The sequence below is a fragment of the Streptomyces sp. NPDC036764 genome, assembly GCF_055609385.1.
In genome coordinates this window covers 198,962-213,999 of record NZ_JBVJPT010000005.1, presented here as the reverse complement: position 1 = coordinate 213,999, position 15,038 = coordinate 198,962, and the positions used below count along the sequence as shown (strand labels likewise).

Genomic DNA, 15,038 nt, shown 5'->3' with positions numbered 1-15,038 from the left:
CATGACCGAAGCAACAGATCTCGCCGAGCGGGCGGGGGACCGCGATCCGCGGATCGGGCTGCGCGCCGTCGCGGCGCTGCGCCGACTGCTGGAGCAACTGGAGGCGGTCCAGGTGCGCAGTGCGCGCAACCAGGGGTGGTCCTGGCAGGAGATCGCCGCGGAACTCGGAATCAGCAGGCAGGCCGTGCACAAGAAGTACGGGAGGCGTTGATGTTCGAACGGTTCACGAAGGATGCCCGCGCGGTGGTGACGGGTGCGGTGGAACAGGCCGAGAGGGGCGGGGCAACCGCCGTCGACGCCGAGCACATGCTGCTCGCCCTGCTCGACAAGGAGGGCGGCCGGGCCTCGTTCGCCCTCGCCGCGCTGGGGGGCGGGCAGTGGCTGGAGTCCGTACGGGACGCACTGGGCGAGGCTCGGCGGCGGGGCGGGTTGTCACAGGCCGAGGCCGAGGCGCTCGCCGGGCTCGGGATCGACGTCGGGGAGATCGTCGCCCGGGTGGAGGAGGTGCACGGGGTCGGGGCGATGTCCGGGGACCGGGCGGGGGCCGGCAAGGTCTCGCGGTCGAGGCATCGGCCCTTCGGCCGGGACGCCAAGGACGTTCTGGTGCGGGCGCTGCGGGTGGCCACGTCCCGCCGCGACCGGCATATCGGCGACGAGCACATCCTGCTGGCTCTCACGAGCCGCCCCGGCGTGCCCGCCGAGGTGCTCGCCGATCACGGGGTGACCCATGAGGCGGTCACGCGGGTGCTGTACGGCGGGGGAGACGCCAAGGCCGGGTGAGGAGGGGGCGGTGAGGGGATAGGAGTGGTGCGCTCTCCGGGCGGCTGCGGGTGCCTGGGGGCTGGTCGCGCAGTTCCCCGCGCCCCTTGAGGGCGTGCAGCCCAGGCCCCTTGAGGGGCGCGGGGAACTGCGCGAGCAACCACCCACAACCCGCACTCGCAGTCGTGCCCGGTGTCACGGCTTGGGCGTGCGCAGCAGCGCTCCGATGTGGGCCGCCGCTGCCGACAAGTGGCGGCGGGCGTCCCGGAGCTGGTCCCCCGTCACACCGTGATCCCGGGCGGCGTCCCGGATGTCGTCGCGGAAGCGGTCGAGCAGGCGGTCCAGGTCGCGGGCCGGGTCGCCGCTGGGCGGCTCGTGGGCCCAGGTGGGTTCGTAGTCGGCGGGGAGGCCCTCGGGGGTCTCGGAGTACTCGGGCCGCTGCTGTGCCGACTTGGGCGTGTCCTGCGCGCCGCTCTGCCGGCCGAAGCCGAACTCCTTGCCGAACTCTCTGCCGTAGTCCTTGCCGAAGTCGCCGAACTCCTTGACCAGTTCCGTCAGGCCCTCCCGTACACCCGTCGGCCAGTCGCCGCGCGCGAAGTGGTCCTGTACGTGTTCCTGGACCCGATGGGCGATGCGCTGGACCTCCTCCTGGGCCTCCGCCCGGGCGCGGTCCTGTGCCTCCTTGGCCTGGCGCCGGGCGCGCTGGGCCTCCTCGCGGGCCCGCCGGCTCTCGTCCTTGGCGCGGCGCGCCTGCTCCTTCCACTCCTGCTTGGCCCGGCGCATCTCGTCCTTGGCGGCGCGCCACGCCTCCTTGTCGGTGTAGTCGGAGAGGTCGCCGAACGGCGTCTCCGCCCTGGCGCCGTTCCCCTTGCGGGCCTCGGTGGCCGCCGCCCGCACCTCGCGCCGCAGCTCGCCCGCCGCGCCGCGCACATCGGCCTGGATCTCGGCGGCGAGTTCGGCGACCGACTCCCTGATCTCCAGCTCCAGGTCGGCCAACTCGCCGCTGCGGTCGGCCAGTTCGGCGCGGCCCGCGTCCGTGATGGCGTACACCTTGCGGCCGCCCTCGGTGGTGTGGGTGACCAGGCCCTCGGCCTCCAGCTTGGAAAGGCGGGGGTAGACGGTGCCGGCCGACGGTGCGTACAGGCCCTGGAAGCGCTCCTCCAGGAGACGGATCACCTCGTAGCCGTGGCGCGGGGCCTCGTCCAGCAGCTTCAGCAGGTAGAGACGGAGGCGGCCGTGGGCGAAGACGGGAGGCATGTCAGAGCACCTTCTTGTCGGTCGTGCCGTCGGCCGGGGCGCCGGATTCCTCGTCGCCCCCGCCGGAGACGGAATTGTCCCCCGAGCCGTGCTGTGCGCCGTTCACCGGGTCGGTCGCCGTGTCCGCGGCCGCCTCGGGGTCCTCCCAGGCCTCCGCCTCCCATGGCTCCTCCTCGCGTGGCGGGCGGCGCAGCAGGGCGATCGAGCCGGAGACCGTGGTCGCCCGGAGCCTGCCGGTGCCGTCGCCCAGGCGGCCGGTGATCTTGTGGGCGCCCCACTGGCCGTGCACCCGCAGCCCCTCGAAGGCGTTGGAGATCGTGCCGCTCGCGGTGTTGGCCTCGACGTCGGCGTCCGCCGGTGCCGGCAGACGGATCGCGATCTCGCCGGAGACGCTGGTCAGCCGGACGTCCGTCGGGCCGTTCGGGTCGAGGTCGATGATCATGGAGCCGCTCACCGAGTCGGCCTTCACGGCGGAGCCGGAGCCCTCGACGACCGTGAGATCGCCGGAGACGGAGTTGAAGCGGAGGTCGCCGGTGACGGCCTGCGCCTCCAGGTTCCCCGAGACGGTGTCGGCGCGGACCGGGCCGGACAGGCCGACGAGGGTCGTGTCACCGGTGACGCCCTTGACGACCGACGGACCGCGGATCCCGGAGACCACCGCTGCGGCGCTCACCACGCCCACCTCGACCCGGGTGTCGGCCGGCACCGCAAGGGAGACCACCGCGCGGCGGCGCCAGCCCTTGCGGTCGAGCCACTTGAGGAAGCCCTTCCAGGGCAGGTCCTCGTAGGCCACCGTCAGGGTGCCGTCCTGCTGGGTCACCACCAGGGGCGGGCCCTCGATCTCGGAGACCTCCAGCCGGGCGGAACCTTCGTCCGTCCCCACGACGTTCACCGTTCCGTTGACGATGCGCACGTGGAGTTCGCTCACCGGCTCGTCGAAGGTGAGCTTCCTGGGCTCTGCTACGGACCACTCGGACATGGTGCGGACCTCCTGGGCGACCGGACGCGGCCGCGCGGGCCGGACCTGAACACGATGAACACGAAGCACGCGCTGCACATGGCGAAGCTCGACACACGCCAGATACGCGCCATATCGCGTCTTCCAATAAACACGATATATCGCGGACGTCGAAAGTCAAGGCACCCGTTCTGGTGATCACAAATCACGCGAGGTGGACAAACCGGCCTAGCGTGATGTCATGTCGACGGAACAGCCCAGGACAGCCGGTCAGGCCCGCCCCACCCCCGGCGCCCTGCTGGTCTGCCGCGCCGCGCCCGAGTCCGTCGCCCCCGTGGCCCGATTGCTGCGCGAGGACATGCTGCTCGCCCCGGCGGGCCGGGAGTGGAGCGTGCTCGTCCCCGAGGGCGGGCCCTGGCTGGACGGCGACGAGCCGGTCGACCGCGTCCTCACCGGCTGGGCCACCGCCCTCGCCGTCGGCGCGCCCTGGCCCGTCCTCGCCCTCTGGTGGGACGCCGACCGCGCCGGCTACACCCTCGCCTCGGGCTTCCGCCGCCCCGTCGGCTACGTCTGGCTCGCCAACGGCACCCCGGCCGGCGTGGACGAGGCCATGCACACCTTCGCCGCCCGCCTCGGCCTCGATCCGGTCTTCGACGTGCAGTCCCTCGACGAACTGACCCACCCCGACACCGCGGCCGACGCGCGGGCACGCATGCGCGGCCTGATCGCCGTCCTCACGCGCGCGGGCGTCACCCTGCCCGAGGGCCTCGCCCCCGGCGAAAGCACCGACGCGCTCCAGGCCGCCGCCCGCGACCAGCCGCACATCCGCCTGATCGAGTGGTCGGGCTGGCGCGACGCCTTCCGTGCGGAACTCGACGCCGTGGAAGGCAGCCGCCTCGGCCCCTGGCTCCCCTGGGCCGGCGGCCCCAGATCCCGCCCTCTGGCCCTCGCCCAGATCGCGGCGGCGCTGCCCCTCACCGTCTGGGCCGTACGGCACCGCAGCGCCGGCTGGGCCGCGGCGGGCGCGGTGCTGCTGGTCGACGGGGTGCTGGAGCTGGCATACAGCGTGGTGCGGCCGCTGGACTGAGGGACCTTGCACGGCCGTACAGAAAACAAAAAGGGCGCCCCGCACCGGGGCGCCCGAACAGCGGTGGTGCTCCTACACGTCGTCGTCCTCGTCGTCCAGCCGCGCCAGCCACGTCGCCAGGCGCTCCACCGGCACCTCGAAGTCCGGGTTCAGGTCGACGAAGGTGCGTAGCTGCTCGGCCAGCCACTCGAAGGTGATCTCCTCCTCACCGCGCCGCTTCTCCAGTTCTTCGATGCCTCGATCGGTGAAGTACATGCAGCGAGGATAAGTCCTGCCCGGCACAGGCGCGTGTGGCGGGGGAGTCGGCCGTGAACGGCGCAAGGCCCGGTTCCCGGTCGCGTGGACTGGGAACCGGGCCTTGCGATCAGACCCGTGCGAGGGATCGGCAGGCCTAGGCCTCGAACACCTCACGCACCAACTGCTCCTGCTCGGCCTGGTGCCGCTTGGCGGAACCGACGGCCGGGGACGAGCCGTGCGGACGCGAGATGCGACGCAGGCGCTCGCCGTGCGGGACATCGGCGCCGACCGCCAGGTCCAGGTGGTCGATCAGGTTGAGCGCGATGAACGGCCAGGCACCCTGGTTCGCCGGCTCCTCCTGGGCCCACAGGTACTTCTCGGCGTTCGGGTACTTGGCGATCTCGGCCTGGAGCTCGGCACCCGGCAGCGGGTACAGGCGCTCGATGCGGATGATCGCCGTGTCCGTGACGCCGCGCTTGACCCGCTCGGCCTCCAGGTCGTAGTACAGCTTGCCCGCGACGAAGACGACCTTGCGGACCGCGGCCGGGTCCACCGTCGCGTCGCCGATGACGGGGCGGAACTGGCCCGACGTGAACTCCTCCGTCTTCGACGCGGCGGCCTTCAGGCGCAGCATCGACTTCGGGGTGAAGACCACCAGCGGCTTGTGGTGCGGGTTGTGCACCTGCCACCGCAGGAGGTGGAAGTAGTTCGACGGCAGGGTCGGCATCGCGACCGTCATGTTGTTCTGGGCGCAGAGCTGCAGGAAGCGCTCGACGCGGGCCGAGGAGTGGTCCGGGCCCTGGCCCTCGTAGCCGTGCGGGAGCAGCAGGGTGACGCCGGACGTCTGGCCCCACTTCTGCTCGGCCGCCGAGATGTACTCGTCGACCACCGTCTGCGCGCCGTTGACGAAGTCGCCGAACTGCGCCTCCCACATCACGAGCGCGTCGGGACGGGCCAGCGAGTAGCCGTACTCGAAGCCCATGACCGCGTACTCGGACAGCAGGGAGTTGTAGACGTTGTAGCGGGCCTGGTCCTCGGCGAGGTACTGGAGCGGGGTGTACTCCTCGCCCGTCTCACGGTTGATGAGGACCGCGTGGCGCTGACCGAACGTGCCGCGCTGGGAGTCCTGGCCGGAGAGGCGGACCGGGGTGCCCTCCAGGAGCAGGGAGCCGACGGCCAGCGTCTCGCCCATGCCCCAGTCGATCGTCCCGTCCTCGACCATCGCAGCCCGGCGCTGGAGCTGGGGCAGCAGACGCGGGTGGACGTGGAAGGTGTCGGGGATGTTGACCTGGGACTCGGCGATCCGCTTCACGGTCTCCGAGGAGATCGCGGTGCTCACGGCGACCGGGAACTCCGCCTGCGGGTCCGAGACGGGACCGGCGGCCGGCTGGGCCGTGACGGCCTCGCGGACCTCGGTGAAGACCTTCTCGAGCTGGCCCTGGTAGTCCTGGAGCGCCTGCTCGGCCTCTTCCAGGGTGATGTCGCCGCGACCGATGAGGGACTCGGTGTAGAGCTTGCGCACCGAGCGCTTCTTGTCGATCAGGTCGTACATCAGCGGCTGGGTGAAGGCCGGGTTGTCCGACTCGTTGTGACCGCGGCGGCGGTAGCAGATGAGGTCGATCACCACGTCCTTGTTGAACGCCTGGCGGAACTCGAAGGCCAGGCGCGCGACGCGCACGACCGCCTCCGGGTCGTCGCCGTTCACGTGGAAGATCGGGGCCTCGATCATCCTCGCCACGTCCGTCGCGTACATCGACGAGCGGGACGACTCCGGGGCGGCGGTGAAGCCGACCTGGTTGTTGATGACGATGTGGACCGTGCCGCCGGTGCGGTAGCCGCGGAGCTGCGACATGTTCAGGGTCTCGGCCACCACGCCCTGGCCCGCGAAGGCCGCGTCGCCGTGCAGCGCCACCGGCAGGACGGTGAAGTCCGTGCCGCCCTTGTTGATGATGTCCTGCTTGGCGCGGGCGATGCCCTCGATGACCGGGTCGACCGTCTCCAGGTGGGAGGGGTTCGCGGCCAGCGAGACGTTGATCTGCTCGCCGTCCAGGCCCGTGAAGGTGCCCTGGGCGCCCAGGTGGTACTTCACGTCGCCGGAGCCGTGCATCGACTTCGGGTCGAGGTTGCCCTCGAACTCGCGGAAGATCTGGGCGTACGACTTGCCGACGATGTTGGCGAGGACGTTCAGCCGGCCGCGGTGGGCCATGCCGATGACGACCTCGTCCAGGCGGGACTCGGCGGCCGAGTCCAGCACCGCGTCGAGCAGCGGGATGACGGACTCGCCGCCCTCCAGGGAGAAGCGCTTCTGGCCGACGTACTTCGTCTGCAGGAAGGTCTCGAAGGCCTCCGCCGCGTTCAGCCGGCGCAGGATGCGCAACTGCTCCTCGCGCTCGGGCTTGGTGTGCCCGCGCTCGATGCGGTCCTGGATCCACTTGCGCTGCTTGGGGTCCTGGATGTGCATGAACTCGATGCCGGTGGTGCGGCAGTACGAGTCGCGCAGCACGCCGAGGATGTCGCGCAGCTTCATCAGGGACTTGCCGGAGAAGCCGCCGACCGCGAACTCGCGCTCCAGGTCCCACAGGGTGAGGCCGTGCTCGGTGATGTCGAGGTCGGGGTGCTTGCGCTGGCGGTACTCCAGCGGGTCGGTGTCGGCCATGACGTGGCCGCGGACCCGGTAGGAGTGGATCAGCTCGAAGACGCGCGCGGCCTTGGTGACGTCGTCGTCGTGCGAGGCGTCGATGTCCTTGAGCCAGCGGACCGGCTCGTAGGGGATGCGCAGCGACTCGAAGATCTCGTCGTAGAAGTTGTTCTCGCCGAGCAGGAAGTTCGCGACGACCCGCAGGAACTCGCCGGACGCGGCGCCCTGGATGACCCGGTGGTCGTAGGTCGACGTGAGCGTCATGACCTTCGAGATGCCGAGCTTGTTCAGGGTGTCCTGGGAGGTGCCCTGGAACTCCGCCGGGTAGTCCATGGAGCCGACGCCCATGATGACCGACTGGCCGGGCATCAGACGCGGGACCGAGTGGACGGTGCCGAGGCCGCCGGGGTTGGTCAGGGAGACCGTGACGCCGGTGAAGTCGTCCATCGTCAGCTTGCCGTCACGGGCGCGGCGGACGATGTCCTCGTAGGCCTGCCAGAACTCGAAGAAGTTCAGCGTCTCGGCCTTCTTGATGCCCGCGACGACGAGCTGGCGGTCGCCGTTGGGCTTCACCAGGTCGATGGCGAGGCCGAAGTTGACGTGGGCCGGCTTGACCAGGGTCGGCTTGCCGTCCTTCTCCGCGAAGGAGTAGTTCATCGACGGCATGGCCTTGATGGCCTGCACCATCGCGTAGCCGATCAGGTGCGTGAAGGAGATCTTCCCGCCCCGGGCGCGCTTCAGGTGGTTGTTGATGACGATGCGGTTGTCGAAGAGCAGCTTCACCGGGACCGCGCGGACCGAGGTGGCGGTCGGCAGCTCCAGCGAGGCGTTCATGTTCTTCGCGACCGCGGCGGCCGGGCCGCGCAGCGTGACGAGCTCGGGGCCCTCGGCGGAGGTGGCGGCGGGCTCGGCCTTCTTCGGCTGAGCGGGCTTCGCGGCCGGGGCGGGCGCGGCGGGCTTCGTCGCAGCCGGCGCAGGGGCCGGGGCTGCCGGCGCGGCGGCCGCGGGCTTCGGGGCCGCGGGGGCCGGCGCCGGGGCAGCCGGAGCAGCCGGAGCGGTGGTGGTCTCTGCGGCCCCCGCGGCCGCAGTACCCGCCGGAGCCGCGGCGCCGACGCCGGGCTTGTAGTCGGCGAAGAAGTCCCACCAGGCACGGTCTACGGAATTCGGGTCCTGGAGGTACTGCTGATAGATCTCGTCGACGAGCCACTCGTTCGGCCCGAACGCGGCCGCGGGGTTCTTGCCCGCTTGGTCGGTGTCGGTCGAGATGCTCGAGTTACTGGGGGACTGTGGCGACACGGCGGCAACCGCCCTCTTCCGCTTCACAAGGTGATGGACAGCGGGAATAAAGGCTACGCCTCCATGGCCGGGAAGGTCAGGTCGAGCAAGGTCATCGTCGCGTAAGTCACATCGGAAAGCGTGTTTCGGGCCCGGAAATGGCGGGAAACAAGCGTGGTTCCGCTTCAGGAGGGATGGGGGCACCGGGACCCGGCGCGTCGAAAGCGCAGGTCTGTACCTGATCACACGTGTCCGTCAGCCAGGACGACGTGGATCTTGAGACTCCGCTTCGAACTTTACGTCAACCTTGAACGGAAGGCTGCCCTGGAAGCGTGACAAGAATCCGGCAGCCACGATCGGATTCGGCCACGCCGATCCGGCCTCCGTGCAGATCCACGGCCCAGCGCGCGATGGCCAGCCCGAGCCCGGTACCGCCGTCGCTGCCCGGTCCGTGCGGCCGGCGCACCGCGCCCCGGTTGAAGCGCTCGAAGACCTTGTGCCACTCCGACTTCGGGATGCCCGGACCCTCGTCCAGGACCTCCAGCTCCAGCGACTCCGGGTACGCCCCGCGCCGCGCCTTGACCGTCACCCGGCCGTGCGGCGGGCTGTGCTTGATGGCGTTGTCGATGAGGTTGGCGACGACCTGGTGGATGCGCTCGGGGTCGGCGTGCGCGGTCAGCTCCGGCGGGGAGACGTCGAGGTGCAGATGGACGTCCGTACGGGTGTGGCTGCCGGAGCCGGAGGCCATGCCGCCGCGCGCGGAGGCGACCATGTTGGCCTCCTTCAGCACACCGGACAGATACGGCCAGACCTCGAAGCGCCGCATGCGCAGCGGTACGACGCCGTTGTCCAGACGGGACAGGTCCAGCAGGGTCTCCACGAGCCGGCCGAGGCGCTCGGTCTGCTTCAGGGCCGTGCGCATCGTCTCGGGGTCGGCCTCGGCGATGCCGTCGACCACGTTCTCCAGGACGGCCCGCAGGCCCGCGATGGGGGTGCGCAGCTCGTGCGAGACGTTCGCCACCAGCTCCTTGCGCTGCTGGTCCTGGGCCTCCAGCTCGTCGGCCATCAGGTTGATCGTCTCGGCCAGGTCGCCCAGCTCGTCCCGGCGGTTGTCCTTGACCCGGCGGGTGTAGTCGCCCTGCGAGATGGACCGGGCCACCGTGTTCATCTCGTCCAGCGGCGCGGTGAGCGAATGGGCCACGAACTGCGTAATGAGCAGTGTGGCGATCATCGAGAAGACCGTGATGAAGCGCAGCTCCGTCTGCGTGCGCACCGCGATCATCGACAGACCCGTGGTGATCAGCACCGCGATGACGACCAGAGTGCCCAGCTTGGTCTTGATCGAGAACGGACTGACGCCGCCCCAGGGCTCCCCGGGGCCTCTCCGCGCGGCCGGCCCGTCGCTCATGGCGTCGGTGTCTCCAGGGCGTAGCCCACGCCGTGCACGGTTCGGATCCGCTCGGCACCGATCTTGCGGCGCAGCGCCTTGATGTGGCTGTCGACCGTCCGGGTGCCGGAGGCGTCGGCCCAGTCCCAGACCTCGGCGAGCAACTGCTCGCGCGAGAGGACCGCGCGCGGGGTGTTCGCCAGGCACACCAGTAGGTCGAACTCGGTCGGCGTGAGGTGGACGTCCTCACTGCGGACCCGCACCCGCCGCTGCGCGTGGTCGATCTCCAGCTCGCCGAGCCTGAGGATGCCCGACCGCGGGGTCGTGGCGGCCAGCGCGGCCCGCTCGACGCGGCGCAGCAGTACATGCACGCGTGCCGCCAGCTCCCGCATCGAGAACGGCTTGGTCATGTAGTCGTCGGCGCCGACGCCCAGCCCGACCAGCATGTCGGTCTCGTCGTCGCGCGCGGTCAGCATCAGTACCGGTACCGGCCGCTGGGCCTGCACGCGGCGGCAGACCTCCAGACCGTCGAAACCCGGCAGCATGATGTCGAGGATCAGCAGGTCGGGCTGCCATGCCTCCGCCGTGTCGACCGCGGCCGGACCGTCGCCGGCCGTCTGCACGAGGAATCCCTCGGCACGCAGGCGGGCCGCGATGGCGTCCACGATGGTCGGATCGTCCTCGACCACGAGGACCCGGCGCTGAGCGCCCGGGGTCGCCGCCGTGCCGTTCTGGGAGGTGTGTGTCTGCTCCATCGCCCGCCCCAAAGTTGCTTTCCGGAATCCGTGGGGTGATCCCGCTGACTGGCTATGCCTGCTCATGCTTGCGATTGACGCTTGAATGATCCGCGTCAGGTGAGCAGAGTACGGGGAGTCACCGCGCCACGGCTATCCAGGTCGTACGGCGAGGTGTACGACGTCCGGAACGCCCCGGGCAACGGGGATCTCTTCGGTACGCACCTGTTGGAATCCGGCATTACACAAGGTTTCTTCGAATTCCGGAGAGGGCTGGGCGGACCATACCGCCAGCACCCCACCCGGCCTCAACACCCGTGCGCAGGCCGCGAGTCCACCCGGTGAGTAGAGGCTTTCGTTGCCCTCGGTGACGGTCCATCCGGGGCCGTTGTCGATGTCGAGACACAGCGCGTCATACGTGTCGGATGTCTCATGTACGTACGCCACGAGATCGGTTTCCAGAATCTCGGTGCGCGGGTCGGCGACTGCGGGGGCGGAGAAGTCCGTCAAGGGTCCGTCGAGATGCCAGCCGATAATCGCGCTCTCGCGCTCGACGACGGTGATCCGTCCCGGCCGGGGATCGGCGGCGGCGTGTGCGAGCGAGAAGCCGACGCCGAGGCCGCCGATCAGCAGGTGCGGTGCCGCCCGCCCGTCCAGCGCGCCGAGGGCCGCGTCGACCAGCAGCCGCTCCGAACGCCCGTCGGAGGTGTCCATCAGGAAGCAGCCGTTCGCGATGATCTGGAGCAGTTCACCGTGCCGTCGCAGCACGATCTCGCCGTGCGGGCCCTCGCGGCGGTCCAGGACTTCGGGGATGTCGTACGAAGCGGGCATCCGGCCATCCTGGCAGCTCAACCCGGGCCGACCGAGGGAATTACCTCAGAGGGTGAGCCCAGGCCCGGCGGCGGAACACTCCGGGTTGACGCACATCGGCGCCGGGCCCTCGCGGTCGCAGGGACGGGGCTGCCGGGCGGCGCGTTCCTCGGTGAGCGCGTCTTGTGAGGACGCGCGTGCTTCTTGAGAGGTTGCTGTGAATCGGCGCCCGTGTGGCGACGGTCACAGACATAGGGGGCGGGGCGGGCCAACGCTGAGGGAAAGCGGAAGGAGCGCCTCAGCGTGGAGCGGAGTGTGGCTGCGGGTGCGACGGGGGCGACCCCCGAGCGGGCTTCTTCGGGCGCGGCCGACCGTGCCGGTGACACGGGTCTGCCCGATGTGGCGGGGCTGCTGGACGGGATGCCGCGGCAGCGCGGGCCTGTCGGGGCGTCTGCCGTTTCCTCGCCGGCGTCGGGCCCGCGCGAAGTCGACGTGCGTGAGGCCGCGGCTGCGAAAGTCCGGTCCCTCCGTGCCTGGCGCCTGCTCCCCACCCCCACCGGCACGCCGTTCACCTTCGCCTACGCCGTCGTCCTGACCGTCACCTCCCTTATTGCCACGTACGCCGACCCCGCCCTGGTCCACGCCCTCCACCAGGGCTCCAGCACCGACGTGGCGCACCTCGTGCACACACCCCTGACGGTGCTGGTCGCCAGCGGGCTGTGGATAGCCGGCGGGATCGCGGCGCCGTACACGATCTGCTTCCTGCTGGTGCTCACCGCGCTGGAGCGGCGCATCGGCGGAGCCCGCACGGCCGTCGTCTTTCTGCTCGGCCACGTCCTGGCCACCCTCGCCACCGAGGTGCCCGTGGGGCTCGCGGTGCTGGCCGGGCACCTTCCCGACAGCTCGCTGCACCGTCTCGACTACGGCGTCAGCTTCGGCGTCGCGACGAGCATCGGGGCGCTGACCGGGCTGCTCCGGCCGTGGCTGCGGTGGCCCGTGCTGGCGCTGTTCGGCGCGATGCTGGTCCAGGACCTGCTGAACCTCACCGACCCGCTGACCAACTGGGGGCATCTGATCGCCCTGGTCATCGGGGTCGGGCTGTGGCCGCTCGTGCGGCGGTGGCGCGCGGCCCCGCCGTCGCGGGAAACGGCCGGGGCGGCCTCGCTGCCCGTTTCGGCGACGTAGGCGGCGATCTCCGCAGGCGCGGATCCGGCCCGTCTTGACTCATCGAGGCCGCGGTGGGCCCGCATGGCCCTGAGCCCGTTCCCTCCGGCATCGGTTCCGCCCGTCCATCCGGAAGCAACGCGCCCCGGCGAGCGTTCATATACGAAAGCCGAGGTCACGGCCTGTGCTGGAGCTGATCGCTCACAGCGAACTAAGGCCGGGGAACATTCGAGCCGCCCCGTGCATTGAGTCGGCATAACTCAACTTGACTGCCTAAGGGGAGATCATGGCTTCGACGTCCACTTCGCTCACCCTGCCCGTGCTGCCGCTCGACGACGAGGTAGTGCTGCCCGGAATGGTGGTCCCTCTGGACTTGAACGACGCCGATGTACGCGCCGCGGTGGAGGCCGCCCAGGCCGCTGCCCGCTCCACACCCGGAAAGCCCCGGGTGCTGCTGGTGCCACGCATCGACGGGACGTACCCGGGCACCGGCGTGCTCGGCACCGTCGAACAGGTCGGCCGGCTGGCCGACGGCGACCCGGGCGCACTGATCCGCGGTCGCGGCCGGGTGCGCATCGGCGCCGGGACGAACGGACCGGGTGCCGCCCTGTGGGTCGAGGGAACGCGTATCGACGAGAGCGTGCCCGAGCCGCTGCCCGGACAGGTCGGCGAACTGGTGAAGGAGTACAAGGCCCTCGCCACCGCCTGGCTGCGCAAGCGCGGCGCCTGGCAGGTCGTGGACCGCGTCCAGGCCATCGAGGACGTATCCCAGCTCGCCGACAACTCCGGCTACTCGCCGTTCCTGACCACCGATCAGAAGATCGAGCTGCTGGAGACCGCCGACCCGGTCGCCCGCCTCAAGCTCGCCACCCAGCAACTGCGCGACCACCTCGCCGAGCAGGATGTCGCCGAGACCATCGCCAAGGACGTCCAGGAAGGCGTCGACAAGCAGCAGCGCGAGTTCCTGCTGCGCCGCCAGCTCGAAGCGGTCCGCAAGGAACTGCGCGAGCTGAACGGCGAGAAGGACGGCGAGGAGTCCGACGACTACCGCGCCCGCGTGGAGGCCGCTGACCTGCCGGAGAACGTCCGCGAGGCGGCGCTCAAGGAGGTCGACAAGCTGGAGCGGTCCAGCGACCAGTCCCCGGAGGGCTCCTGGATCCGCACCTGGCTGGACACCGTCCTCGAACTGCCGTGGAACGAGCGCACCGAGGACGCCTACGACATCCAGGGCGCCAAGGGCGTACTCGACGCCGAGCACGCCGGCCTGGAGGACGTGAAGGAGCGGATCACCGAGTACCTGGCGGTGCGCAAGCGCCGCAGTGACCGCGGCCTGGGTGTCGTCGGCGGCCGGCGCGGCGGTGCCGTGCTGGCGCTGGTCGGCCCGCCCGGCGTCGGCAAGACCTCGCTCGGCGAGTCCGTCGCGCACGCGATGGGACGCAAGTTCGTCCGGGTCGCCCTCGGCGGCGTCCGCGACGAGGCGGAGATCCGCGGCCACCGCCGTACGTACGTCGGCGCGCTGCCCGGCCGGATCGTCCGGGCCATCAAGGAGGCCGGTTCGATGAACCCGGTGGTCCTCCTCGACGAGATCGACAAGGTGGGCTCGGACTACCGCGGCGACCCCGCGGCGGCCCTCCTGGAGGTCCTGGACCCGGCCCAGAACCACACCTTCCGCGACCACTACCTGGAGGTCGAACTCGACCTGAGCGACGTGGTGTTCCTGGCCACGGCGAACGTCCTGGAAGCCATCCCCGAGGCACTGCTGGACCGGATGGAACTGGTCCGTCTCGACGGGTACACCGAGGACGAGAAGATCGTCATCGCCCGGGACCACCTGCTCCCGCGCCAGCTCGAGCGGGCCGGCCTGAACAAGGACGAGGTCGCCATCGACGACGGCGCCCTGCGCAGGCTCGCCGGCGAGTACACGCGCGAGGCGGGCGTGCGAAACCTGGAGCGCTCCATCGCACGCCTCCTGCGCAAGGTGGCGGCACAGCACGAACTGGGCGAGCGCGAGCTGCCGTCCACGATCGGCGAGGACGACCTGCGCGCGCTGATCGGCCGGCCGCACCACGTGCCCGAGTCCGCCCAGGACCCGGCCGAGCGCCGCACCGCGGTGCCCGGCGTGGCGACCGGCCTCGCGGTCACGGGCGCCGGCGGTGACGTCCTGTTCGTGGAGGCGTCGCTGGCCGACCCGGAGACGGGCGCGGCGGGGCTGACCCTGACGGGCCAGCTCGGTGACGTGATGAAGGAGAGCGCACAGATCGCCCTGTCCTTCCTGCGCTCCCACGGCGCCGAACTGGAACTGCCGGTCGCCGACCTGAAGGACCGGGGCGTGCACATCCACTTCCCGGCGGGCGCGGTACCGAAGGACGGCCCGAGCGCCGGCGTCACGATGACGACCGCGCTGGCGTCGCTGCTCTCGGGCCGACTGGTCCGCACGGACGTGGCGATGACCGGCGAGGTCTCGCTGACCGGCCGGGTCCTGCCGATCGGCGGCGTGAAGCAGAAGCTGCTCGCGGCGCACCGCGCAGGCGTGACGACGGTCGTCATCCCGAAGCGCAACGAGCCCGACCTGGACGACGTCCCCGCCGAGGTGCTGGACAAGCTCGACGTCCACGCGGTGACCGACGTCCGCCAGGTCCTGGAACTGGCCCTGGCGCCGGCCACCAACGGCGCGGCCCCCGAGGTTCCGGTCGCGGCGTGACGGACGCGACCGGAAAGGCAAGGCCCGGGTC

The 15,038-nt window shown here is 70.8% G+C and carries 12 protein-coding genes; 5 read left to right on the top strand and 7 right to left on the bottom strand.

The genetic code is table 11. From position 1 onward, the window contains the following. Position 1: 1 nt before the first annotated feature. Positions 2–211 carry a helix-turn-helix domain-containing protein gene (locus ACZ69Q_RS21635; RefSeq protein ID WP_107902895.1) on the top strand — a complete coding sequence of 70 codons (210 nt, stop codon included), beginning with the start codon at positions 2–4 and terminating at the stop codon, positions 209–211. Continuing rightward, positions 211–780, top strand: a complete 570-nt coding sequence (locus tag ACZ69Q_RS21630) for a Clp protease N-terminal domain-containing protein (protein WP_471044185.1) — start codon at positions 211–213, stop codon at positions 778–780. The genes ACZ69Q_RS21635 and ACZ69Q_RS21630 overlap by 1 nt, the downstream gene beginning before the upstream one ends. A gap of 174 nt (positions 781–954) precedes the next feature. Here the strand turns inward: ACZ69Q_RS21630 and ACZ69Q_RS21625 are convergent, their stop codons facing one another. Continuing rightward, a complete protein-coding gene (locus tag ACZ69Q_RS21625) occupies positions 955–2,016 on the bottom strand; it encodes a PadR family transcriptional regulator (RefSeq protein ID WP_471044182.1) in 1,062 nt (353 codons plus the stop codon). Between the two features lies 1 nt (position 2,017). Next, positions 2,018–2,995: a DUF4097 family beta strand repeat-containing protein gene (locus tag ACZ69Q_RS21620; RefSeq protein WP_471044179.1), complete on the bottom strand. Its 978-nt coding sequence runs from the start codon at positions 2,993–2,995 to the stop codon at positions 2,018–2,020. A gap of 220 nt (positions 2,996–3,215) precedes the next feature. On the opposite strand from ACZ69Q_RS21620, the gene ACZ69Q_RS21615 reads away from it, so the two are divergent. Further along, entirely contained in the window at positions 3,216–4,061 is an 846-nt protein-coding gene (locus tag ACZ69Q_RS21615) for a hypothetical protein (protein ID WP_471044176.1), read from the top strand. 72 nt (positions 4,062–4,133) lie between these two features. Here ACZ69Q_RS21615 and ACZ69Q_RS21610 read toward each other — a convergent pair whose 3' ends face one another. From ACZ69Q_RS21610 to ACZ69Q_RS21590, 5 genes are all read right to left on the bottom strand, one after another. Beyond that, positions 4,134–4,316: a DUF6104 family protein gene (locus tag ACZ69Q_RS21610; RefSeq protein ID WP_003997970.1), complete on the bottom strand. Its 183-nt coding sequence runs from the start codon at positions 4,314–4,316 to the stop codon at positions 4,134–4,136. Between the two features lie 136 nt (positions 4,317–4,452). Further along, positions 4,453–8,232 carry a multifunctional oxoglutarate decarboxylase/oxoglutarate dehydrogenase thiamine pyrophosphate-binding subunit/dihydrolipoyllysine-residue succinyltransferase subunit gene (locus ACZ69Q_RS21605; protein ID WP_471044174.1) on the bottom strand — a complete coding sequence of 1,260 codons (3,780 nt, stop codon included), beginning with the start codon at positions 8,230–8,232 and terminating at the stop codon, positions 4,453–4,455. Between the two features lie 280 nt (positions 8,233–8,512). Beyond that, positions 8,513–9,619, bottom strand: coding sequence for a HAMP domain-containing sensor histidine kinase (locus tag ACZ69Q_RS21600; RefSeq protein WP_471044171.1), 1,107 nt, complete (start codon positions 9,617–9,619; stop codon positions 8,513–8,515). Continuing rightward, positions 9,616–10,353, bottom strand: a complete 738-nt coding sequence (locus ACZ69Q_RS21595; RefSeq protein ID WP_471044169.1) for a response regulator transcription factor — start codon at positions 10,351–10,353, stop codon at positions 9,616–9,618. Before ACZ69Q_RS21595 ends, ACZ69Q_RS21600 begins: the two co-directional genes overlap by 4 nt. Positions 10,354–10,485: 132 nt before the next feature. Next, on the bottom strand, positions 10,486–11,163 hold the full coding sequence (locus tag ACZ69Q_RS21590; protein WP_471044166.1) for a spermidine synthase family protein: 678 nt from the start codon (positions 11,161–11,163) through the stop codon (positions 10,486–10,488). Between the two features lie 282 nt (positions 11,164–11,445). On the opposite strand from ACZ69Q_RS21590, the gene ACZ69Q_RS21585 reads away from it, so the two are divergent. Both ACZ69Q_RS21585 and lon read left to right on the top strand, forming a co-directional pair. After that, the gene (locus ACZ69Q_RS21585) at positions 11,446–12,327 is read left to right on the top strand and encodes a rhomboid-like protein (RefSeq protein ID WP_471044163.1); all 882 of its coding nucleotides are present in this window, start codon (positions 11,446–11,448) and stop codon (positions 12,325–12,327) included. A 265-nt stretch (positions 12,328–12,592) separates the two neighbouring features. Continuing rightward, positions 12,593–15,007 carry an endopeptidase La gene (gene lon / locus ACZ69Q_RS21580; protein ID WP_471044160.1) on the top strand — a complete coding sequence of 805 codons (2,415 nt, stop codon included), beginning with the start codon at positions 12,593–12,595 and terminating at the stop codon, positions 15,005–15,007. Positions 15,008–15,038 lie beyond the last annotated feature (31 nt).